Origin of the sequence: Vibrio sp. MMH1-50 (genome assembly GCF_022347645.1) — a bacterium.
Taxonomy (GTDB): domain Bacteria; phylum Pseudomonadota; class Gammaproteobacteria; order Enterobacterales; family Vibrionaceae; genus Vibrio; species Vibrio harveyi.
The window spans coordinates 36,148-58,339 of sequence record NZ_JAKRGG010000005.1; the positions used below are offsets into that span (position 1 = coordinate 36,148).

The 22,192-nt window shown below is 47.3% G+C and carries 15 protein-coding genes; 6 read left to right on the plus strand and 9 right to left on the minus strand.

Translation table 11 applies throughout. The annotated features are described in order from the left end of the window. The first annotated feature begins 270 nt into the window (after positions 1-270). Positions 271-2,715 (plus strand): collagenase, encoded by a 2,445-nt coding sequence (locus MHO32_RS05690; protein ID WP_239210865.1) that lies wholly within the window; start codon positions 271-273, stop codon positions 2,713-2,715. A 115-nt stretch (positions 2,716-2,830) separates the two neighbouring features. Here the strand turns inward: MHO32_RS05690 and MHO32_RS05695 are convergent, their stop codons facing one another. The 9 genes from MHO32_RS05695 to MHO32_RS05735 all read right to left on the minus strand — a co-directional run bounded on the left by MHO32_RS05695 (position 2,831) and on the right by MHO32_RS05735 (position 16,953). Then, positions 2,831-6,541, minus strand: coding sequence for a M66 family metalloprotease (locus MHO32_RS05695; RefSeq protein WP_239210964.1), 3,711 nt, complete (start codon positions 6,539-6,541; stop codon positions 2,831-2,833). Positions 6,542-6,953: 412 nt separating this feature from the next. Continuing rightward, on the minus strand, positions 6,954-8,750 hold the full coding sequence (locus MHO32_RS05700) for an aminopeptidase P family protein (RefSeq protein WP_239210866.1): 1,797 nt from the start codon (positions 8,748-8,750) through the stop codon (positions 6,954-6,956). Then, positions 8,747-9,742: an ABC transporter ATP-binding protein gene (locus MHO32_RS05705; RefSeq protein WP_239210871.1), complete on the minus strand. Its 996-nt coding sequence runs from the start codon at positions 9,740-9,742 to the stop codon at positions 8,747-8,749. Before MHO32_RS05705 ends, MHO32_RS05700 begins: the two co-directional genes overlap by 4 nt. Positions 9,743-9,751: 9 nt before the next feature. Next, on the minus strand, positions 9,752-10,735 hold the full coding sequence (locus MHO32_RS05710; RefSeq protein ID WP_239210873.1) for an ABC transporter ATP-binding protein: 984 nt from the start codon (positions 10,733-10,735) through the stop codon (positions 9,752-9,754). A 9-nt stretch (positions 10,736-10,744) separates the two neighbouring features. Then, entirely contained in the window at positions 10,745-11,677 is a 933-nt protein-coding gene (locus MHO32_RS05715; RefSeq protein ID WP_005439955.1) for an ABC transporter permease subunit, read from the minus strand. 9 nt (positions 11,678-11,686) lie between these two features. Next, on the minus strand, positions 11,687-12,607 hold the full coding sequence (oppB, locus tag MHO32_RS05720) for an oligopeptide ABC transporter permease OppB (protein WP_239210876.1): 921 nt from the start codon (positions 12,605-12,607) through the stop codon (positions 11,687-11,689). Between the two features lie 164 nt (positions 12,608-12,771). Further along, complete coding sequence (locus tag MHO32_RS05725; protein WP_061065082.1) at positions 12,772-14,382, minus strand: peptide ABC transporter substrate-binding protein; 1,611 nt, start codon at positions 14,380-14,382, stop codon at positions 12,772-12,774. 317 nt (positions 14,383-14,699) lie between these two features. Next, positions 14,700-15,806 (minus strand): M20/M25/M40 family metallo-hydrolase, encoded by a 1,107-nt coding sequence (locus MHO32_RS05730; protein ID WP_005445476.1) that lies wholly within the window; start codon positions 15,804-15,806, stop codon positions 14,700-14,702. Positions 15,807-16,488: 682 nt separating this feature from the next. Beyond that, positions 16,489-16,953, minus strand: coding sequence for a TetR family transcriptional regulator (locus MHO32_RS05735; protein ID WP_045490118.1), 465 nt, complete (start codon positions 16,951-16,953; stop codon positions 16,489-16,491). A 388-nt stretch (positions 16,954-17,341) separates the two neighbouring features. On the opposite strand from MHO32_RS05735, the gene hppD reads away from it, so the two are divergent. From hppD to MHO32_RS05760, 5 genes are all read left to right on the plus strand, one after another. Further along, positions 17,342-18,415 carry a 4-hydroxyphenylpyruvate dioxygenase gene (gene hppD, locus MHO32_RS05740; protein WP_005445472.1) on the plus strand — a complete coding sequence of 358 codons (1,074 nt, stop codon included), beginning with the start codon at positions 17,342-17,344 and terminating at the stop codon, positions 18,413-18,415. Beyond that, the gene (locus MHO32_RS05745) at positions 18,408-19,538 is read left to right on the plus strand and encodes a homogentisate 1,2-dioxygenase (protein ID WP_239210879.1); all 1,131 of its coding nucleotides are present in this window, start codon (positions 18,408-18,410) and stop codon (positions 19,536-19,538) included. Before hppD ends, MHO32_RS05745 begins: the two co-directional genes overlap by 8 nt. A gap of 9 nt (positions 19,539-19,547) precedes the next feature. After that, positions 19,548-20,585, plus strand: coding sequence for a fumarylacetoacetate hydrolase family protein (locus MHO32_RS05750; protein WP_239210881.1), 1,038 nt, complete (start codon positions 19,548-19,550; stop codon positions 20,583-20,585). Between the two features lie 20 nt (positions 20,586-20,605). Then, positions 20,606-21,274 (plus strand): maleylacetoacetate isomerase, encoded by a 669-nt coding sequence (gene maiA, locus MHO32_RS05755; protein ID WP_239210883.1) that lies wholly within the window; start codon positions 20,606-20,608, stop codon positions 21,272-21,274. 197 nt (positions 21,275-21,471) lie between these two features. After that, positions 21,472-22,134, plus strand: coding sequence for a DUF2726 domain-containing protein (locus tag MHO32_RS05760; protein ID WP_009701558.1), 663 nt, complete (start codon positions 21,472-21,474; stop codon positions 22,132-22,134). Positions 22,135-22,192 lie beyond the last annotated feature (58 nt).

The following is a 22,192-nucleotide window of genomic DNA, read 5'->3' on the forward strand; positions in this document are numbered from 1 at the left end:
AAACCATTTATGGTAAGTCACGTCGTTAAGTGATCCTGGTGAAAAAGCGCAATAGGTGAGAAATCCTTATCAAGCAAGTGAATTTTATAAAGTTCGTCTTCTGGCAGATTGAGTACTAGAAACTGAGACCAAAGCGTTTGATTGTTAATGAATTGTTTCTTTTAAAGCTCAAGGCGCTTTATATGAGAGTGCTCTTTGTCGTGAGAAGAGTAAATGGTGATGCCTAAGTGGTAACGGCATTTAAGGAACTCATCATATAGAAGAATAAAGATGGAACTAAAAAATCTCACCGTCGCAATAGCGACCTTCTTTGCTAGTACGAATGCGCTTGCTTTAAGTGAGCCATCGCAGCAAGTCACAGAAATATATCAACATCACGCTCATCAAAGCGGTAATGATAGAGCGTTGCCAGATTATGCACCAACTAAGCTGCTTCCCCAGCAACCGAAACCGACCCTTCGTACCCTTTCTACTCGGTCTGCGGAGCAGGCCGCAAACGTGTGTGATGTAGAGGCTTTCACTTCGAACAGTAGCAATGATGTGCTCAACGCAATCAAAACCCAAGGAGCAAGTTGTGTTAATGCGCTTTTCTCAGCCGAGAGTCGAATACAAGAAGCGGCGTTCGAATCTGGGCACATGTACAACATTGCAAAGCACACGACCAATTTAGCGAAAGCCTACGCTGGGGGCGGCAGTGATGAGCTTGAAGCTTTGTTCCTGTATTTACGAGCAGGTTATTACGCTGAGTTTTACAACAGCAAGGTCTCGTTTCTTTCTTGGGTGACCCCTGCAGTAAAAGAAGCCGTCGATGCCTTCGTTAACAATGCGAACTTCTATGAGAACAGTGACCCCCATGGCAAGGTGCTCAGTGAAGTAATTATCACTATGGACAGTGCAGGGCTCCAGCATGCCTACCTACCACAGGTTACGCAGTGGCTCACTCGCTGGGATAGTCAATACGCTCAGAACTGGTACATGCGGAATGCAGTGAATGGCGTATTTACCATTTTGTTTGGTGGTCAGTGGAATGAGCAATTTGTGCAAGCCATTGGTAATCAGACTGAGCTTGTTAAAGCACTAGGGGACTTTGCGCTACGCTCGTCAGCTATCGGTGCTAGTGATGAGTTTATGGCAGCGAATGCTGGTCGTGAGTTAGGACGATTAACCAAATATTCCGGTAGTGCTTCCAGTACAGTGAAAAGCAAACTGACCGAGATCTTTGCTCAATACGAGATGTACGGTAGAGGCGATGCCATTTGGCTTGGCGCTGCCGATACGGTCTCTTATTACGCGGATTGTAGTGACTATGGAATTTGTAACTTTGAGTCCCAGTTGAAAGGTTTGGTGCTTTCTCAATCGTACACGTGTAGTCCTACCATTCGTATTTTGTCGCAGAACATGACGCAAGAGCAGCACGTCGCGGCTTGTTCGAAGATGGGGTACGAAGAGGGGTATTTCCACACTTCACTTGAGACAGGAAGACAACCTGTTGCGGATGACTACAACACGCAATTGCAGGTCAACATCTTTGATTCAAGCGATGATTACGGCAAATACGCTGGACCGATTTTTAACATCAGTACCAACAATGGAGGAATGTACCTTGAGGGCGATCCATCAACGCCGGGGAACATCCCTAATTTTGTTGCTTATGAAGCGCCTTACGCCAATCCGGATCACTTTGTGTGGAACCTAGAGCACGAGTATGTTCATTACCTTGATGGACGATTTGACCTTTATGGTGGCTTCGGTCATCCAACTGAAAGAATCGTGTGGTGGAGTGAGGGCATTGCCGAATATGTGTCGAAGGAGAACGATAACCAAGCTGCGATAGATACCATCAAAGATGGGTCAACGTTTACGCTCAGTGAGATCTTTGAGACCAGTTATGATGGCTTTGATGTCGATAGAATTTATCGCTGGGGTTACTTGGCGGTCCGATTCATGTTTGAGCGACATAAAGACGACGTAAATCAAATGCTGATAGAAACTCGTCAGGGTAATTGGGCAAATTACAAAGCAACCATCAATCAGTGGGCAATCTTATACCAGAGCGAGTTTGAACAGTGGCAACAAGCGCTTGTTTCTGGTGATGCTCCTAATGCAGTCATAACCGCAAACAGTGAGGGTAAAGTCGGTGAAAGCATTACATTTAGCAGTGAAAACAGCACGGATGCAAACGGGAAGATCGTCAGCGTCTTGTGGGATTTCGGTGATGGCACGACCAGCACACAAACCCAGCCGTCGCACCAATATGGCAGTGAAGGGCAGTACACGATCAGCTTAACCGTGACTGATAATGATGGGCTAACCGCAAGCACGACACACAGTCTTACTATTACGGCGCAGGGCGGTTCTGATGCGCTACCACAAGATTGTGCAGTGCAAAGCAAAATCAGTGGTGGACGCTTAACTGTGGGACAAGCAGCATGTTTGGCGACGCAACAAACCATTTGGTTGAGTATCCCAGCGGTCAATGAGCACACCAGCATGGCAATTACCACGGCAAATGGAATAGGCGACCTGAAAATTGAGTACAGCAATGATGGTTGGCCAAACGGTTCCAATCACCATGCGTGGTCAGACAATGCGGGTAATGCTGAGTGTATTACCTTGTCCAATCAGCGCAATTACTGGGGGTACGTTAAAGTCTCTGGTGAGTTTGAAAATGCCGCGATTGTAGTGGACTTTGATACCTCAGGTTGTCGTCAGTAAACATTGTTTCTGTTAATTAAGATCAACTGGTCCTAGTAACAACAGAAAATGAAACGCCCAGCACGAGTTTACATTGTGCTGGGCGTTTTTATTCATATTGAACATCGGTTAAGGCTTAGAAGTGCCCCAAGTACTGCCAATCAGCGTTGTTTGGGTTGGCCTCCGTTGGCCAAGGGAAGTACCAGTACTTGCCGTCAATGAGGCGGTAGTAATGGTAACCACCACGGAAGTGGTAAACGTAAATATCGTTTATCGTTCCCGTGTTGTTGTTCTCGCCCCAAACTCCCATGCGATCTTGCTTGTACCAGTTTAAGATTTCGGCTTCAAACTTAGCTAGGTCACTGTTGAGCTCAGCAATGTACTGTTCAATATTCGTATCGCTACCAATAAAGCGCCAATTAGCGTCAGAGGTGTTTTGAACTGGCAACGCGCTGTTCACTCCCGGACGTTTTTGCATAAAGTAACGGCGCTCACCACTTTCATCGGTATCAATGAAAATAGCGTTCTCAGATTGTCCCCATGCCGTTGAACTCGCTTGTTCCCAAGTTAGCAATTGAGGTTGATTGAAGTAGCTGGCAACACGCTGTGCATTGTCGATGTTACTACGATCGACTTTCAGTGGGTTAAAACCAAACTGGACATGGTTTTCCGCTGAGCCTAGGTACTTCCAGCCTTCATTGTCTGCTTGGTTGGTTGGGAAATCCGCCGCAGAGATATCACGCATTAGGAAGTAATCGCGAGTGCCGGTGGCTGGGTTAGGGTACACGTAAAGTGCACCAGCGCGGCGTTCGGCGCTTGTTTCACCATTGTTCAGCACACCCGCTCCGTAGTTGTCTGCTACGAACTTGTCGAAGTCAGCCACAAAGCCAAAGTCGATGCGGTTTAACGCTGCGTTGTCGGCAAACATGACTTGTTCATCAACGTATTGTTTGTAACCGTGCTCCTGACCAACAAAGATAGGACCAACAAGCTTATCGATCGCTGGGTTTTGAGCAGGGATCAAGCTATCTAGCACTTGTTCACCATTCACGTCAGTACAACTTAAGGTGACACGAGTCGGTAGTGGCAGTTGCTCTAGGTTAAAGTGGAACTTATTGCTTTGTGAGTCGTTTAATCGGCTACTTGCAACCGCAATGTTCTGTACTGAGCCATCTTGGCGCTCCACAGTAACTGCGCAGCTACGTTGAGAGATCATACTTGGCTGATGCATTCCACCTTGATGTCGCGCGTAACGCCAATCTGCACCGTTGTTGTGTTTCACGCCACTAAACTGCTGGCAATGGGAAGAGGTAAAGTAACCCGCACCATCATGGCTCGTGCCAGATTTATCAAGCACGCAAAGCGGTACTTCGCCAATTTCGGCGTTCGGCGTGTAAGTCACAGCACCTTCACCGTATTTAGACAGCAATGAGTAGTCATGATCTTGAGATATCATGCGCTCACGCTGACCATTGATGTTCCAGTACATGTCTTCGCTGCTTTCACAGCGCGCCATATCCGTACTGACTGTACCGACGAAGTTTGCACTTTCGCCGTTGCTTGCCGTGTAGGTGAACTGACAAATACGAGCTTGCTGATTGTTGACCTTCATCGTCTGCCACAAATCTTGTTGAATTTGTTCGTCAGACAAAGAAGACACCGCTTGCCAGCCTTCCGGATGATAAGTTACGTCTGGTGCAGAAGGCAGCTCAAACACGTTGCCGTAGTTGGAGTAAATCAGCGGGTAAACTTGGCTTGCAAGTTCGTTACGCGGATCGTAAATGCCCAACATAGTGACAACAGGCACGCCTGCCGCGCTAGGTACTGGCGTGTCGGTTTGTGCTTCTTCGTAACTTTGGCTTTCTTGATTCCAACGAACATAACCAGTCGAGCTGTTTAAATTGACGTTAAAGCCGTTATTGAGCCAAGTTTGTACACGGCGAGACTGAGAAGGGTGCTCTAACGTGTAATGACTAATGGTGCCCAATAGCGCGGCTTCGCCACCGGCTTGAGCGTCACGCATAAAGCGGAATTCACCCGCAAATGGTGGCACCACTTCACCACCCACATCGTTTGTCGTGGCTTCACCTGTCCAGTGTAAGTTACCGATAAAGCGGCGATGCAGAGCATCCCAACCCCAACCAGATTCCAAATCGTGTGTGGAAGCATACCAAGGGTAGTGACCGAGACCATAGTTATGACCCAGCTCGTGAGACCATTCGTTACCGGTTGTCGCTGTTAACGTCACGATGCCACCGCCGCCACTGCCGCCATGGTCAATAATGCCGTTGGTGTACACGCCGCGGTTGGTGTGCGCGGTAATATGGTTGAAGCGTTTATTGTAAGCTTGCGAATAGCCAGCACTATCGGTAATGCCGACGTTCGCATTATTCACACCTGTAGATACCAGTGCTTTACCAATGGCTTCACGCATGTCACCGCCGTGCCAGCCACCTTCACCATCGGAGCTTGTGGTGTAAACCTTACCATTTGGCAGCGTCACTTTCGGGAAATAAGCGGCAGTGTAATCTGCCATCACCAGTTTAGATGCTGGGATTTTCTGGAAGTAATCGGCGCTGAGTTTTGCCATGTTTTTGATCATGGTGTTGCCATCACGCGGCGCCGTGAGCATACCCATGTCGATGTTTTGAATGATAAGCTCCGGCGCGCCGCCAAAGACAAGTTCATTGGCAGCTAAGTTGCCTTGTCGATCTGTGTTATCGGTTAAGCGCAGCGACAAGCCTGGCTTCATCCAATCCCATTGCAGCGGCAATGACCACGCGTGATGGGAGAATACCACTTTAGAACGTCCATTATCTGGCTGATCAGAAGCCGCAAGCGCGCTTGGCGGCAGCATTGGGAGACGAGTGATGGCAGTGCCTTCAAAGCTCACTTCTACCCAAACTTGCTGAACGGTTTTGTCTTCTGGCGTGAATAAAAGCAGAGCTTCCCGGTCGATCACCAAGTCAGGGAACAGGTTAACATCGTTTTGATTCGGGGCGGTGGTCGTATGGGTTTGAGCAAAATGGATAGAACCCGTCAAATCGCCATTCAAGTGATTTACTAGCGGCAATTCGTCTGCGTAACCAAGGCGTGCTGCACTTGTCGTGAACTCAATCTTTTGTGGCTCGATACAATCAATCGCATTACACGAAGAAAGCTCCACCGTGTAACGAGTGTCTGGTTTCAGGTTGCCAATGAACAAGCCAGATTGAACGTTATCATAACGAACGGGCTCTGAACCCGATTCGGTCAACGTCAAAACCGCATTGTCATTCGCGTTTTGCGTAGCCCATTTTAGTTGAACACCTTGATCTGAAACGCTGGCTACGTTCAATGCATTGATGCTTGGCGCAGATAGGTCGCCACAATCAGAAGTCTCGATGTTTTGAATCATATCTGACTGCCAAATATATTCGCCACTTGGACGCTTCGAGCCTCGGGCTGCAGGGATATATTCTACGTAGCAACCCGTGTCGTCTGGGTTCATCACGCCAAACTCTTTGTGCATCAGGTAGAAGCCACCGTTGTACATGATGAATTCCCATTCAGGACCGACGAAGTCCACCACATTGCGGTAGGCTTGGTCTTGATCGCTGAATAAGAATGGGAACTTAGGGTAGCCATCAAAGTTAACCCAGTATTCATAGCCTTGAAAATCAAGGTAGGTTTCGCCATCACGTAGAGACGTGCCTTGACCTTTGTCTGCTAACTGCTTGAGCATTTCTATGCGTTCAAAGGTTTGGTTACCAACTTCGACCAAGGTTAGGTCGTGGTTCGCGTTTGCGAAAGCGGCTGTACTTCCTAATAAGGATGAGATCAGCCAAGCGAGCGTGTTTTTCTTCATATTAGACTCTACTTTTGCCAATGGAATAGACATTTATGTGTCGCCAGAAGCTCGACACAGTATGGAGGGGATTACATAAGCAATCTCAATGTGAGTGGCTTACGGATTTGATTATCTGATGGGAATTGACGGCGAAATAGATAGCATGAATTGCGCTTGTGATTTTGCTTCCAGCTCTGATGTGATCGCGAAATTAGATTGGTATCTTATGTCCAAATTCGTATTTATCTATCTATACAAAATGATGTTTCCTATGTATGCGAATGGCATGTTGTTCTAAGAAAAAAGGGATTTGTAGCGAGGATTGAATCAACGAGAAGAAAAAAGCCAGCCCGAGGACTGGCAATCAAACTGAGTTATTTGAAGTTAACAAGAGTTTGAAATGAAAATGAAATTGGAGATGAAGAAAACGCTATTTTTCAACCATCTGGGTTGCACCTTGTAACCAAGTTTTGTCATGCGCATCTAATGATGGGCTGAGCGCTTTGTAAACCTGCGTGTGATAGTGATTTAACCAATCCACCTCGTCTTGGCTAAGTAAGGTGACATCGAGCATGTTGGTGGCAATCGGGGCGAGGGTAATGGTCTCAAAACCGTAAAATGTGCCAAATTCGTTTTGTTCGACTTCCACGACTTTCATGATGTTCTCGATACGAACGCCGTATTCACCTTCGCGATACACGCCCGGCTCGTTGGTGATCACCATGCCTGGTTTCAGTTCCACTTCGCGATGGCTTTGCGAAAAATTTTGTGGCCCTTCATGAACATTTAAGCAAATACCAACGCCATGTCCCGTGCCGCATTTATAATCAATACCATGCTGCCACAACACACCGCGAGCCATGATGTCGAGATTGGCACCCGTAGAGCCTTTCATAAATCGAGTCTGAGTCAGTCGGATGACCGCTTTGAGCACTAAGGTGTAGTCTTTGCGCTGTTTAATGGTCGGTGACCCGAAATGGAAAGTACGGGTGATATCTGTAGTGCCGCCAAGGTACTGACCGCCAGAGTCGACAAGAAAGAAGTTGCTCTCGTTGATGACGGCATTGCTTTCTTCATCGGCAGCGTAGTGCATTTTGGCACCATGGGCAGCAAAGCCTGCGATGGTGCGAAAACTGTCGCTCACATAATGGCGAGTTTGACGGCGATAACTTTTTAACTGCGCCTCAGCAGACAATTCAGTAACAAGCCCACTTGGGACTTGGTCTTCTAGCCAACTCATGAACCGCACTACTGCCACACCATCGTCCTTCAATGACTGCTCGAGATTGGCTAGCTCGGTCGGGTTTTTGCTGGCTTTCATGTCGGTGACCGGGCAAGCCATTGGCTTTAGTGAAACGTTTTGCTCAATTGCACTGACCAATAAACTGTCGGTGTAGCTTGGGTTAAACGCGAGAGACAGCCCTTCACATTGCTGATTCAAATATTGGCTCACGTAGTCGTAATGACGAACGCTGACACCTTGCTCATTGAGCTGCTTTTCTATCTCAGCTGGTAATTTCGCTTTGTCGATAAATGCGGTAGCACGCGTTTGTTCCACCACAAGATACGCTTCAGATACCGGGCAGTAAGGAGTATCTGCACCGCGAATATTTAGCGTCCACATTACATCGTCTAACGTTGACACCAACAAACTGTCAACGCGGTTGTCGCCAAGCCAAGAGCGAAGGTCTGCCAGCTTTTGCTTGGTCTCTATGCCGGCAAAGGCGACAGGGTGTTCAAAGATCTTTTCAGTTGGTCTGCTAGGGCGGTCATGCCAGATTGGCGTCAGTAAGTCGAGGTCGAGGATAATCTGGATGTTTTTGGGCTCAAGCGCCTGTTTGAGTTCTTGGTGAAATGCATAGCTGATAGAGCGCCCATCTACTGCGATGGTACTGTCGGCCTCTAACGTGCTGGCTAACCATTTGGGAATACTTGGCGTCTCTGGTTGACGCGCTTTAAATAGGTTGAGTCCAGTACCATGAAGTTGTTCTTCAGCTTGAATGTAGTAACGACCGTCGGTCCATAATCCACCGCCCTGAGTAGTGATAACAACATTGCCTGCCGAGCCGGTAAAACCAGAAATCCATGTTCGACCAGCCCAATGATCCGCAGAGTATTCACTATTGTGAGGATCGTTATTCGTTACGATATAAGCTGCAACGTGATAAGTTGCCATCGCATCTCGCAGCGATGAAAGGCGTTGATTTACCGAGTTTGTTGTATTCATGAAAGACTTCCTGAAATCATGTTTGAACAATAGATATGATGTTGCTCAGAGCCGATTTTTGCAGGGCTTTGTTGCCCGCAGAGTTGGGTTGCTTCTGGGCATCGGGTTCGAAAGACGCAACCGCTCGGAGGGCTGAGCGGGGAAGGGAGATCGCCGGGCAGCAATTGGATCTCGCGGTTGCGTGCTAATTGAGGGTTGGCGATTGGCACAGCAGAAAGCAGCGCTTTGGTATAAGGGTGCTGCGCATCATCAAATACTTGGTCGTAGCGTCCGACTTCCATCGGCTTACCCAGATACATCACCATTACGCGATCACTAATATGACGTACCACGCTAAGGTCGTGAGCAATCATTACCAGTGTCAGTCCCATTTCTTGTTTGAGGTCATCGAGTAGATTGATCACTTGCGCCTGAATGGACACATCAAGTGCGCTAACAGGTTCATCACACACCACCAAGTCTGGGTTAAGAATCAACGCACGTGCGATGCCTACACGTTGACACTGCCCACCAGAAAACTCATGCGGATATCGGTTACGTTGGCTTGCGAGCAGTCCTACTTTGTCCATCATGGCGATGACTCGTTTTTCGACTTCGGCGCGTTTGAGCCTTGGTTCGTGCGTTAGTAGTGGTTCGGCAATGCATTCTGAAATGGTTAAGCGCGGGTTTAAGCTGGCTGATGGGTCTTGAAATATCATCTGGAACTCGCGACGACGAAGGGCGAGTGCGTTTTTGTCAAAGCCACGCATATCTTCACCTTTCCACGTCAGGGTGCCATGTGTTGGTTCAACCAAGCGAAGTAGGGCTCGCGCCAATGTGGACTTTCCGCAACCGGATTCGCCGACAATGCCGAGGGTTTCGCCTCGGTACACGTCTAAGTCAATGCCATTCACCGCTTTGACGATCTTTCTTCGACTAGGAATGATATGGCGCGATACTGGAAAGTGGACTTTCAGGTCGCGGGCAGACAATAACACTTCTTGCTTGGTCATAACGTTTCCTTAAGCCGATTGATGAATAAGAGAAATACTGCCTTGCGCTTTGACATGACAGGCGATGGATTGGCGTCCGTTAAGGGGAGCGAACCGAGGTGTTTGTGTTTGGCAACGTGGTTCACGATAGTCACAGCGATCTCTAAACGGGCAGCCTTTGTGATTGATCAGAGCGCTCGGCGGGTTACCGGCAATGGTTGGCAAACGAGGCATATCTTCTGTAATCGATGGGATCGCCTTTAGAAGCCCTTTTGTATACGGGTGAGCTGGCTGGGCGAACAAGGTGTCCGTATCGGCTTGTTCCATTTTCTGTCCGCCATACATGACTAAAACTCGGTCGCACATTTCAGCGACTACGCCCATATCGTGAGTGATGAGCAAGATGGCGGTGTTGAACTCTTGTTGTAACTCACGCAATAGCGTCAGGATTTGCGCTTGTACTGTCACGTCGAGTGCTGTTGTGGGCTCATCGGCAATAAGCAGTTCCGGTTTACACAGCAACGCCATGGCAATCATCACACGTTGGCGCATACCGCCAGAAAGCTCGTGTGGATATTGGTTCATGCGCGTTTCCGGAGAAGGAATCCGCACTGCATCTAGCATCTGAATGGATTCTGCAATGGCTTGTTTTCGGCTCATTCCTTTGTGCACCATCAGCACTTCACTGAGCTGTTTGCCAATCTTCATAAATGGGTTAAGAGAGGTCATCGGATCTTGAAAGATCATGCCGATTTTCTCTGCGCGAATGCGGTTTAGTTGCTTCTTCGACATCGCGAGTAAGTTCTCGCCATGAAAACGCGCCTCGCCAGAGACGTTCCCGTTATCAGCTGTTAGCCCCATTAGCGCAAACACCGATTGGCTTTTGCCTGAGCCGGACTCGCCAACGATACCTAGCGTTTCTCCCGCTTGAATCGTGTAGGAGAGGTTGCTGACCGCTTGCACTTGTCCGTCTGGCGTATCGAAGCGCACGTTCATGTTTTCAATGGATAGCATGGGAAGTCCTTATCGATCTTTCGGGTCAAGGGCGTCGCGTAAGCCATCGCCGATGAAGTTAAAACAAAACAGGGTTGCGACCAAAAACAGCGATGGGAAAAGTAGCATCCACAATGCCACGTCGATGGTTTTTGCGCCTTCTGAAATCAAGATTCCCCAACTGGTATCTGGCGGTTGAACACCTAAACCTAAGAAACTCAAGAAGGATTCGAACATGATGAAGCCGGGCACCATTAAGGAGGAGTAGACCATCACGATCCCAAGCACGTTTGGCAGCACATGACGACGCACAATGGTGAACTTTGAGACGCCAATGGAGTGCGCTGCTTCAATAAATTCGCGCTTTTTGATGCCGAAGGTTACGCCACGTACCACTCGGGCAATACCCAGCCATGAGACCATGCCAATCACGATAAAGATCAGATAGATGTTGTTGCCAAATAAGGTCACGAACAGGATTACCATGAACATAAATGGCACTGAGTCGAGCACTTCGATGATACGCATCATTACGCTGTCTACCACGCCACCTAGATAGCCGGAAATACTGCCCCAAATGGTGCCAATCACAACGGCAACTAAGGCACCAACAAAGCCAACCAAAATCGACAGGCGACCACCTTGCATCGTGCGGGCAAACAGGTCTTGTCCTAGGTCGTCGGTACCAAAATAGTGCCCGCTGCTCAAAGAGGGTTTCCCTAACTCGTACGGGTCAGCAAGGATGTTCCAATCAATCTCATCATGTCCAAAGGCAGCAAGTGAAGGACCAAAGGTGATACACAAGATGATGAACGCGAGAACGTAAACGGAGGTCATTGCCGCGCGATTTCGGCGAAAGCGAGTCCACGCGTCTTGCCACAGACTGCGGCCTTCTACGGCTTCGATATTATCAACAACTCGGTCTTGTAAGGATTGAGTATCCAGCTTTTTAATCGATAACATGCTCGGCTCCTAAACTCGGATACGCGGGTCGATAACGGTGTAGAGCAAGTCGACCACAAGGTTGAAAAAGATCGTCAGTGAAGCAACGATGAGAGTAATACCCATGACTAAGCCGTAATCGCGATTCAGTGCGCCGGAGACAAAGTGTTGCCCCATACCGCCAGTACCAAAAAAGATATCGATGATGACCGAACCTGTGACAACCGAGACGAAAGCTGGACCCAGCATGGCGACGACGGGGATTAATGACGGTCGCAGTGCATGGTGGAACAAGATGTATGCGGTCGATAACCCTTTGGCTTTTGCAGTACGAATATAAGGTTGATTCAGTGTTTCAATCATGGCGCCGCGCATAACACGAGCAATACTGGCGATAGAGCCAATCGCAAGACTTAGCACTGGTAGAACGAGAAAAGCAAGTTGTCCTCCTTCCCAACCACCGGCAGGTAGCCAATCTAAATGAATCGCAAATATCGTCACCAATACTGGCGCGAGGACGAAAGCTGGCACAACAACACCCGTCATGGAAAGAGTCATCAACCCGTAATCTAAGCGGCTATTGCGCTTTAACGCAGCAATGGTGCCGAGCAACATGCCAATTGACACTGAGATACAAAAAGACAGAACGCCGAGCAGGGCAGAGACTGGCCAAGATTGAGCGACCAACTGAGTCACCGTAAAGTCTTGGTAGACAAAGCTTGGTCCTAAATCGCCTTGAGCGAAGTTGGTAATATAAATCCAGAACTGAACCAAAAATGGTTCGTCGAGGTGAAATTTGGCTTCGATGTTAGCGCGAACCACTTCCGGCATAGGACGCTCCATGTCAAACGGTCCGCCGGGTGCGATATGCATCAACCAAAAAGAGACCAAAGCGATAAACAACAACGTCGGAATCGCGATGGCTAATCGTCTGAGAATGTACCAAATCATGATCCATCATCCTTTGGTCATTCGACGTCACATGTCGTCACGTCGAGAAAGAGAAAAAAATTGGCCTGAGCTCATCACCGAGAGAAGAGAAGTTCGACGCGATATGCCATGTACTCGCAATGTCAGTGCGTGTTACCGAGCCGACTCAGGCCGAAAGCATGCCATTAGTGGACTTTCACATAGACATTCTTGCGGTAGTACGAGGACTCGGGGTTAGTACGCTCGTAGCCACCAACATAAGGCTTGATCAAATATTGATCGTTGCCTGGACGGTAAACCGGGATAATCGCCATATCTTCAATCAGCATGCTTTCTGCTTGTAGATACAGCTTTGAGGGATCATTCATGGTTTTAGAACGCGACATCAACTCATCATATTTGGGGTTGTTGTAGCGTGAATCGTTGTACTCGCCATTGGAGACGAAGATATCGAGCCATGTTGAAGCTTCGTTGTAGTCTGCGGTCCAGCCGCCACGAGTGATTTCAGTTGGCTCTTTTAATGCGTAGAACACTTTAGGCTCGAGTTGTTTAATGGTGATTTGCGCACCTAAACGGCTTTTCCACATGCCTGCCATTGCTGTTGCCATTTTCACGTCTTTAGAGAAGGTAGGAACAGTGAAAGTGAGTTTGAGTGGATTCGCTTTGTTATAACCAGCCTGTGCCAATAAGCGTTTGGCTTTGTCGATACGCTGATTTGTTGTCCATGTCGCGTATTCTGGGATGTGTGATTGAAAGCCATCGGTTTGTGGCGGCACCAAGGTAAACATTGGGATACCACCGTTTCTTAAAATCGCATCGGTTAAGATCTTGCGATCAATGGCATAGGATAGGGCTTGTCGAACACGCAGGTCTTTAGTTGGACCCTGCTGGGTGTTGAGGTAATAAAACGTCGAGCCAAGTGACGCACTAGTGTCTGCGACTTCTTGTGGCAGCTTGGTGATCAGCTTTTTCTTTTGCGCAGAAGGAATCGACATCACTTGGTCTATTTCCCCCGCTAAATAGCGATTGAGCACAACATTGGCATCACCAATCGGCAGCCACGTGATTTTATCCAACACGACGTTGCTTGCGTCCCAATAATATGGATTTTTCACCATCACCATTTTTTCGTTTACCTTCCACTCAGAAACGGTAAACGCGCCATTAGTAACAATGTGTTTTGGTTGCGTCCAGTTGCTGCCGTATTTTTCAACCGTGGCTTGATGCACCGGAGCAAGAACAGGATGACTAAGCAGCTTGATAAAAAATGGAATTGGCTTTTCAAGCGTCACTTGGAAGGTTTTTTCGTCCAGTGCTTTTACGCCAAGTGTTTGCGGTGTTGCTTCGCCTTTCATAATCGCTTGTGAGTTTTGGATGTTTGGAATCGCGGCAAACCAAGCATAAGGGGAAGCCGTATTGGGGTCGAGTAGGCGCTGCCAACTGTAGACAAAGTCTTGTGCAGTGACATTGTCACCATTCGACCATTTTGCATCACGAAGCTGAAAGGTGTAGACCGTATTGTTGTCGTTCACCGACCAAGATTTCGCAACGCCGGGAATAGTTTTTCCTTGTTTGTCTTGAATGGTTAACCCTTCGAACAAGTCTCGACCAAGGTTAAATGCGGGCTCAGCTGCTTGCTTCGCCGGATCGATAGACGTCACTTCTGCACCGTTATTAAGCGTGATCTCTTGTGCTTCGGCGAGTGTCACGCCCGATGGGTACGGCACGGCGTAAGTCGGAGCGGCAAACATTGGGCTCATGATAGATGCCAACAAAAGTAGCTTGGGTAGTTTCATCCTTTCCTCACTCGATTCATCCTTGAAGGTGAGTTGAATGTATATTGTATAAATTGTTCAGACAATCGAGTTTTAACATACCTGTAACAGGGTGTTGAAAGCTGAGCTTTTTGGTCTCAAAAAGTGAGCCAATAGAATTTCAATTCGTGAATTTATACCGACTTGGCACAGTCAGATTATCTGCCAAGAAGGCAGGGTAAAGAGAGAGTGAAGAGAATAAAGCGGATAGAAACGAAAAATCCCCTTCATGCTCGAAGCAAGAAGGGGATCAGTGTTAGCGTTTCACATTCAGCGTAAGTTGCGCTCTATTCTCTAGATTATTTCACTAGGAAGTGCTTAACGAATTCCGTGATTTTCACCATGTCGTCAACGGCAATGAATTCTTCAGTGGTGTGTACTTTCGCCATACCAGTAGAAAGGTTTACCGTTGTTAGACCTTTCTTGTTGAAGTTGTTTGCGTCGCTACCGCCACCAGTGCCTTTTGTAAATGCATCGATGCCCATGTCAGCGAATGCCGCTTTGATTGCTGATACGTGAGCATTGTCTTCTTCGATAACAAATGCGTCGTACGCGCGGCTTGATTCGATTTCAACTTCTGCGCCGTGTTTTTCACATACTGACTCAAAGGTAGAGATCATGTGGTTCACTTGCGCTTCTAGCTTCTCACCGTTTAGAGAGCGTGCTTCAGCAACGATCTTCAGTTCTGGCATCACGATGTTTGTCGCTTGACCGCCGTTTACCATACCGATGTTTGCTGTGGTTTCTTCGTCGATACGAAGCAGTTTCATCTGGTTGATTGCATCTGCCGCTACCATGATTGCGCTGATGCCTTCTTCAGGTGCTAGACCCGCGTGTGCAGGGCGGCCTTTGATTGTCGCAACGATTTTTTGCTGACCAGGTGCCGCAGTCACGATAGTGCCGATAGGACCGCCTGTATCCAGTACGATCGCTTCGTTAGACGTTACGTGCGTCATGTCGAAGTACTCAGAGCCGAACAAACCGCCTTCTTCATGCACAGTGAAAGCAAGCTCTAGCGTTTTGTGCTCTAGGTTTTCAGCTTGGATGCAGCGAACCGCTTCCATGATCGCTGCGATGCCTGATTTGTCGTCACCACCTAGGATCGTATTGCCTTTAGAGCGAATAATGCCATCTTCGATGATCGGCTCAATGCCGATGCCAGGCGTTACTGTATCCATGTGGCAGCTCATTAGGATAGAGCCTTCTTTCTTACCTTCTAGACGTGCGTACACGTTAAAGCCGTTGGAAATGTGTTCTGGTACAGGAAGCTTGTGAACCGTAAAGCCTAGTTCGCCCAGTTGCTCAGCCAGAGTTTCTGCAATTTGTTTTTCATTCATAGATTCGCTGTCGATGCGAACCAGTTGGCAGAAATGTTCAACTAGACGTTCTTGATTAATTTGTGTCATTTGGATGTCTCTTTCTTTCTTGGTCGAGACCGCAGCGGTATAGAGTGCGAGCCCGAAAGGGAACAGAACACCTCTTATTACACAGCTAATCCGAGTGAAAGCTGTCTTGAATCAAAAAACGCCTCTGCCTGACATTATTCTGACCTGCTAATTACCGGATCTGATGCGGCGGTCACGAAAGTACACAATGAATGTAGAAATATGCGAAAGCGAGTTAAAAGCGAGTTTACTTAGTCAATCAATGTTTAGACCCACTAAGCCTTCAAATCGCCGCCGCATCTACAAACCAAGTCATTCTCGCTGAACCAAGCATCTCGAGGTTACTTGGGTATAGTATGAGCTTTTGACGAATTTAATGAGAGATGGAAAGTCTATGATTCAACAGAATTGATGCTGCATTTATGTACAGAGTCGAGCTATTTTTGTAACTGATGAAAAGTTACCAATATATCTGTAGGGTGGATTGTAATTTACTGTCTATTTATTGAAGCAATATCACAAATGTGGATTAATACAGTCTCTGTTTATTCATGTCCTCTCGCACTGCCTTTCTGGATAGACCGAACTCTGCAAAGGGTTCGGTCGCTTTAATTAGAATTCTATTAACGGATTATTCTTGATAACTAAAAAAACAAAAACAAGAAAGCCGGGCAGGGTGCTCAGCTTTTTTGATGGTTCTTTTCTATTTGTCACTGTGAAGAGTCAATAGGGTTAATCCGATCAGCCATTCAATAGTGCGTTGACTGTCTTTGCTTAGCTTAAAAGAGGTAACCGCTTCTACCTGACTTTGGAAGTCACAGAGATAAGGTGTGTGATGCTCACAAACTGTCATCAAGAATGCCAAACGCCAAATCGCCATGAACTCGGCGTCTTCTAAGCGAATTTTCCAACTTTGGATAAAAGCGACTTCGTTGTTAGAGAGGTCGAGTTTATCCATCATCATCTTAAGTAGTCTACCTTGCAAGGCGCGCGGGATGTCGGCTTTCTTTGCAAAGTGGTGGCTTATCCCCGTCCTCGATATACCTGTTTGTTCACTCAACGTTGTGTAAGACATTTTCTCGTAACCAAGCGTGATCAACTGCTCTGTTGCCACATCGAGAATGGTGTTGATGGTGATCTGGGTATCTTCGTGTGTTCGGCGTGCCATAACTATTGCCAGTATTGTGATTAAAAAATCATACTAACACTTATCGTCTACCATTCCATATAAACAAACTAATATTGACGTTGTTTGCATGATAAATGCGCGTTACTGCCCATAAATTTAGCTATGGTAACAAACTATTTACATTTGGATGGAGTGTGTAAATTGATGAGAGATATGATAATGCATTGATATAACATGCTTTCCTTATGGTTGCCGTAAACGTTTGCGATGTTTAAATTTACTGTAACATAAATTTTACAATCAATAGCTAAAACTGCGTAAAGTCAGATTTCCATTCGTGTATTCCAATTTTTCTCCTCCTGCGCCAAGTTAGAAATATCGAACGAGAACGCATGTTCAAACACAACAATGACATAAGGAGAAAGTCATGGTGGACACCTACAACCCATTAGGCACGGATGGATTCGAATTTGTGGAATACACAGCGGCGGATAGCGAAGGTATTGAACAACTGAAAGCGCTGTTTGTTTCGTTGGGTTTTGCAGAGATCGCAAAACACCGTTCTAAAGAGGCTTGGCTGTACCGACAAGGTGACATCAGCTTTATCGTTAATGCTCAGCCGCACAGCCAGGCAGAAGGCTTCGCTAAAGTTCATGGCCCTTCAGTTTGTGGCATGGCTTTTCGTGTGAAAGACGCGAACGTAGCACTCAAGCAGGCGCTGGATAACGGCGGTGAAGAGTACAAAACAGAAATCGGTCCGATGGAGCTGAGCATTCCGGCAATTTACGGTATCGGTGAAAGTCTTCTGTACTTCGTGGATCGTTATGGCAAACAAAGCATTTATGATGTCGACTTCCGTTTCTATGACGATGCTGACGAGCGCTTAGCGAAAGCAGACGTTGGTATGTACGAAATCGACCATCTGACTCATAACGTGAAGCAAGGTAACATGGACGTGTGGTCTGGATTCTATGAGCGCATTGGTAACTTCCGCGAGATTCGTTATTTTGACATTGAAGGTAAGTTGACAGGGCTTGTTAGCCGCGCAATGACTGCTCCGTGTGGCAAGATCCGCATTCCAATCAATGAGTCTTCTGACGACAAATCCCAGATTGAAGAGTTCATCCGTGAATACAACGGTGAAGGTATTCAGCACATCGCGATGACCACCGATGACATCTACCAAACCGTTCAAACACTGCGTGATCGCGGAATGGACTTTATGCCAACACCAGATACGTACTACGAGAAAGTCGACGAGCGTGTGAAAGGGCACGGCGAAGACGTAAGCAAACTGCGAGATCTGCAAGTCCTTATCGATGGCGCGCCAACCAAAGACGGCATCTTGCTGCAAATCTTCACCCAGACTGTTATTGGTCCGGTGTTCTTTGAAATCATTCAACGTAAAGGCAACGAGGGCTTTGGCGAAGGTAACTTCAAAGCCTTGTTTGAATCAATTGAAGAAGACCAAATCCGCCGAGGAGTACTAAGCGATGCATAAATGGATCACATTCCCTCATCGGGAGGGAGTGTGCTCCAAGCAAGCACATGCTGATTTCCCGGAAGAGGCAATTTACGAACGTGAAGCAGGTCGAAGTGGATTTTTCGGTCCTGCGGCACACTTTCATCATCAACACGCACCGACAGGTTGGTCTGAGTGGGAGGGCGATTTACGTCCGCGCGCTTTCGATTTCAACCTAGTCGAAACGGCGAGTCAGATTTCGCCTTGGGTAGTGCCGCATCTTCTACACAACGCCAACTGTAAGATCCGTGTATGGCGTATGGACGAGAAGATGGACTTCTTGGTGCGTAACGCCGATGGCGATGAGCTGTTATTCATCCATCACGGAACTGCCGACCTTTACTGCGATTATGGTCATCTCAAAGTGAGCGAAGGTGATTACGTGATGATCCCACGCTCGACCAGTTGGCGATTAGAACCAAGTGAACCAATGTTTGTTCTGATGATTGAAAACACCGATGCTGCTTATTCTTTGCCAGAAAAAGGCATGGTGGGCAATCATGCCGTGTTCGACCCGGCGGTTTTGGAAACGCCGTCAATTAACGACGAATTCCGCGCGCAATACTCAGAAGATCAAACTCAAGTTCATGTGAAGCGCCATGACAAAGTCAGTGTGATTACTTACCCATTCAACCCGCTTGATGCGATTGGTTGGCACGGTGACTTGGCTGTCGTGAAAGTGAACTGGCGTGATATTCGACCTTTGATGTCGCATCGTTATCACTTGCCACCTTCTGCCCACACTACATTTGTTGGTGCTGGATTCGTGGTGTGTACGTTTGTGCCACGTCCAATCGAGAGCGACCCTGGCGCACTGAAGGTGCCGTTCTATCATAACAATGACGATTATGACGAAGTCTTGTTCTACCACGCAGGGGATTTCTTCAGCCGTGACAACATCGAAGCTGGCATGGTGACTTTCCATCCGGCAGGCTTTACTCATGGCCCTCATCCGAAAGCGTTCAAAGCGGGTCAGGAATATAAGAAGAAGTTTACCGATGAAGTGGCAGTGATGATTGATACACGCCATGCGCTCGAGTTCTCTGATGAGCTCGATAAGGTTGAAAACAAAGAATACGTCTATAGCTGGCAAGAGAAGTAAGGGGCAAGGATGAAATTAGCAACCAAGAAAAATGGCACTCGCGATGGTCTGTTGATGGTCGTGAGCAAAGACTTGAAACAATGTGTTCCGGCAACCGAAATTTTCCACGCGATGCATCTCGCGCCAACCATGCAAGTGGCATTGGATAACTGGGATAAAGTCGCTCCACAACTGGAAGAGCTTTATAACGCGCTAAACAATGGTTCGGTTTCAGGAAGTGAAGCGTTTGAATCCCACTATCTAGCATCGCCATTGCCTCGCGCCTATCAATGGGCGGATGGTAGTGCTTACGTCAATCACGTCGAATTAGTCCGCAAAGCGCGTGGTGCAGAAATGCCAGAAAGCTTCTGGACCGATCCTTTGATGTATCAAGGCGGCTCAGACGCATTTATTGGTCCTTGCGACAACATCGAATTTGCTAGCGATGAGTGGGGCATCGACTTCGAAGGTGAAGTTGCCGTGATCACCGGTGACGTGCCGATGGGAGCAAGCATTGCAGAAGCACAAGAATCTATTCGCCTTATCATGCTCGTAAACGATGTATCGTTGCGTGGTTTGATTCCGGCAGAGCTGGCAAAAGGTTTCGGCTTCTTTCAATCAAAACCGTCATCGGCGTTTTCTCCTGTTGCAGTAACGCCAGATGAGCTGGGTGAAGCATGGTATGAGAACAAAGTGCATCTGCCGCTTGTTTCAACCTACAACAATGCACCATTTGGTTGCCCGAATGCAGGCATAGATATGACGTTTGATTTCGCTGATTTGATTGTTCATGCCAGCAAAACCCGTCCACTTTCTGCGGGCGCAATCATTGGCTCGGGCACAGTATCGAATAAGCAGGGCACGGAGCATGGCACCTCTATCGAGGAGGGTGGCGTAGGCTATTCGTGCATTGCAGAAGTGCGCATGATTGAAACCATTCGTGATGGCAAACCGTCAACGAGCTTTATGTCGTTTGGTGACTCAATCAAGCTAGAGATGTTTGACGCAGATGGCAACTCGATCTTTGGTGCGATTGATCAGCAAGTCAGCCAATACCTAAAACACTGAGAGTGAGAGGTAAGGGAAGTATGAGCGATAACATCACCCTCTATGGCTATTGGCGGTCTTCTGCGGCTTATCGAGTTCGCATTTGTTTAAACTTAAAAGCCTTGAGTTACGAGTCTAAATCGGTCCACTTGGTTCGTAATGGCGGCGAGCAGCATAGCGCGGAGTACCATGAGTTAAACGCCTCTGAGCTTGTGCCAGTGCTGGTGGATGGTGATATCCAACTCAACCAATCTCTTGCCATCATTCAGTATCTCGATGAGCAATATCCGCAAGTTCGAGTGGTTCCAGAACCATCGCCGCTTCGTTACCAAGCTTTGGCTATGGCTCAGGATATCGCGATGGAGATCCACCCACTCAATAACTTGCGCGTGTTGCAGTACCTAGAAGGGCAGATGTCGTGTGATCAAGAGACGAAAGTTGAGTGGATTCATCATTGGGTTAACCAAGGCTTTATGGCATTAGAAGAGAAGCTAAATCAGCATCGACAACAACATGGAAACTGTATCTACAGTGTGACTGACTCTCCCTCTGTTGTTGATATTTGCTTAGTGCCTCAAGTGTACAATGCATTACGTTTTGGGGTGGATATGACTCCTTATCCGGTAATTAGCTCGATTGTAGAAGCATGTAATCAACTGCCAGCGTTTATTGATGCCATGCCAGAAAACCAACCCGACGCGAACAGCTAGTACTTTCTCTATATTTTAACGAATAACAAACGGGCTCTTAATGGAGTCCGTTTTTGTTCTCTCAACTTGACGTAAAAATCGTGTTCAAAACGTTCGCTACTGTTATCATCACCCCGCAAAATTTATCGGTTTTGTTGCTCTGGTTAGAATTTCCATTTAGGCTTTGAGCAACTAGTTGTTTTGGGCGCACTTTATCTATGACCAACATCTTTATCATTGTTGTTCTTCTTGTTGTTTTCTTCTTTATCATTCAAAAGTACGTGATCAAAAACGATGACACGCGAGACTTCCCATACCGTTCGAAAGGTCCACTATTAAAAGGGCAGGAAGGGGCGTTTTTTAATGCCTTGAGAGCGGCGGTTGGTGATCACGCAGTGGTGTTTGCCAAAGTAAACATGGCGACGCTGATCGCACCAAAAGAAGTCAAAAATAAGAAGCAGTTCTTCATTGCTAGTAACCGAATTTCACGCAGCTACTTTGATTACGTTATCTGCGATCCTAGAACGCTTGAACCTCGTGTAATTATTGAGCTTGATAATGGTCAGCAGTTACATAAAGGCAAAGTCGAGCGCCAAAAACTGTTGATGCACGTGTGTAAATCGGCGAACCTTCCTTTGATTGGTGCATCGGTAAAACACAGTTACCAAGTGGGGCGTTTACGTCGTTTATTGGCAGCACACATTGATCTGATTGAGCCGGACAAAGAAATCCGCTTTTGCAAAAAGTGTGGCAGTCCGATGATCATCAGAACCGCGAGCCAAGGCGAGTTTAAAGGTCGACGCTTCTTTACTTGTAGTCGCCAACCAAACTGTACCTACACAGAAAACTACAATGTGGTGTTTGATACCGAAGACGAATAAGCATTTTGTTCCCTAGATAGTGAAATAGAGAGAGGCTTCAACTGGATTAGTTGAAGCC

Excerpts from the sequence above, each read along its gene's own strand:
- MHO32_RS05735 (WP_045490118.1), bottom strand. The coding sequence starts at position 16,953 with ATGGCACGCCGAACACACGAAGATACCCAGATCACCATCAACACCATT.
- MHO32_RS05690 (WP_239210865.1), top strand. The coding sequence starts at position 271 with ATGGAACTAAAAAATCTCACCGTCGCAATAGCGACCTTCTTTGCTAGT.
- MHO32_RS05715 (WP_005439955.1), bottom strand. The coding sequence starts at position 11,677 with ATGTTATCGATTAAAAAGCTGGATACTCAATCCTTACAAGACCGAGTT.
- oppB (WP_239210876.1), bottom strand. The coding sequence starts at position 12,607 with ATGATTTGGTACATTCTCAGACGATTAGCCATCGCGATTCCGACGTTG.
- MHO32_RS05725 (WP_061065082.1), bottom strand. The coding sequence starts at position 14,382 with ATGAAACTACCCAAGCTACTTTTGTTGGCATCTATCATGAGCCCAATG.
- MHO32_RS05695 (WP_239210964.1), bottom strand. The coding sequence starts at position 6,541 with ATGAAGAAAAACACGCTCGCTTGGCTGATCTCATCCTTATTAGGAAGT.
- MHO32_RS05730 (WP_005445476.1), bottom strand. The coding sequence starts at position 15,806 with ATGACACAAATTAATCAAGAACGTCTAGTTGAACATTTCTGCCAACTG.
- MHO32_RS05760 (WP_009701558.1), top strand. The coding sequence starts at position 21,472 with ATGACCAACATCTTTATCATTGTTGTTCTTCTTGTTGTTTTCTTCTTT.
- hppD (WP_005445472.1), top strand. The coding sequence starts at position 17,342 with ATGGTGGACACCTACAACCCATTAGGCACGGATGGATTCGAATTTGTG.
- MHO32_RS05700 (WP_239210866.1), bottom strand. The coding sequence starts at position 8,750 with ATGAATACAACAAACTCGGTAAATCAACGCCTTTCATCGCTGCGAGAT.
- MHO32_RS05745 (WP_239210879.1), top strand. The coding sequence starts at position 18,408 with ATGCATAAATGGATCACATTCCCTCATCGGGAGGGAGTGTGCTCCAAG.
- MHO32_RS05705 (WP_239210871.1), bottom strand. The coding sequence starts at position 9,742 with ATGACCAAGCAAGAAGTGTTATTGTCTGCCCGCGACCTGAAAGTCCAC.
- MHO32_RS05710 (WP_239210873.1), bottom strand. The coding sequence starts at position 10,735 with ATGCTATCCATTGAAAACATGAACGTGCGCTTCGATACGCCAGACGGA.
- maiA (WP_239210883.1), top strand. The coding sequence starts at position 20,606 with ATGAGCGATAACATCACCCTCTATGGCTATTGGCGGTCTTCTGCGGCT.
- MHO32_RS05750 (WP_239210881.1), top strand. The coding sequence starts at position 19,548 with ATGAAATTAGCAACCAAGAAAAATGGCACTCGCGATGGTCTGTTGATG.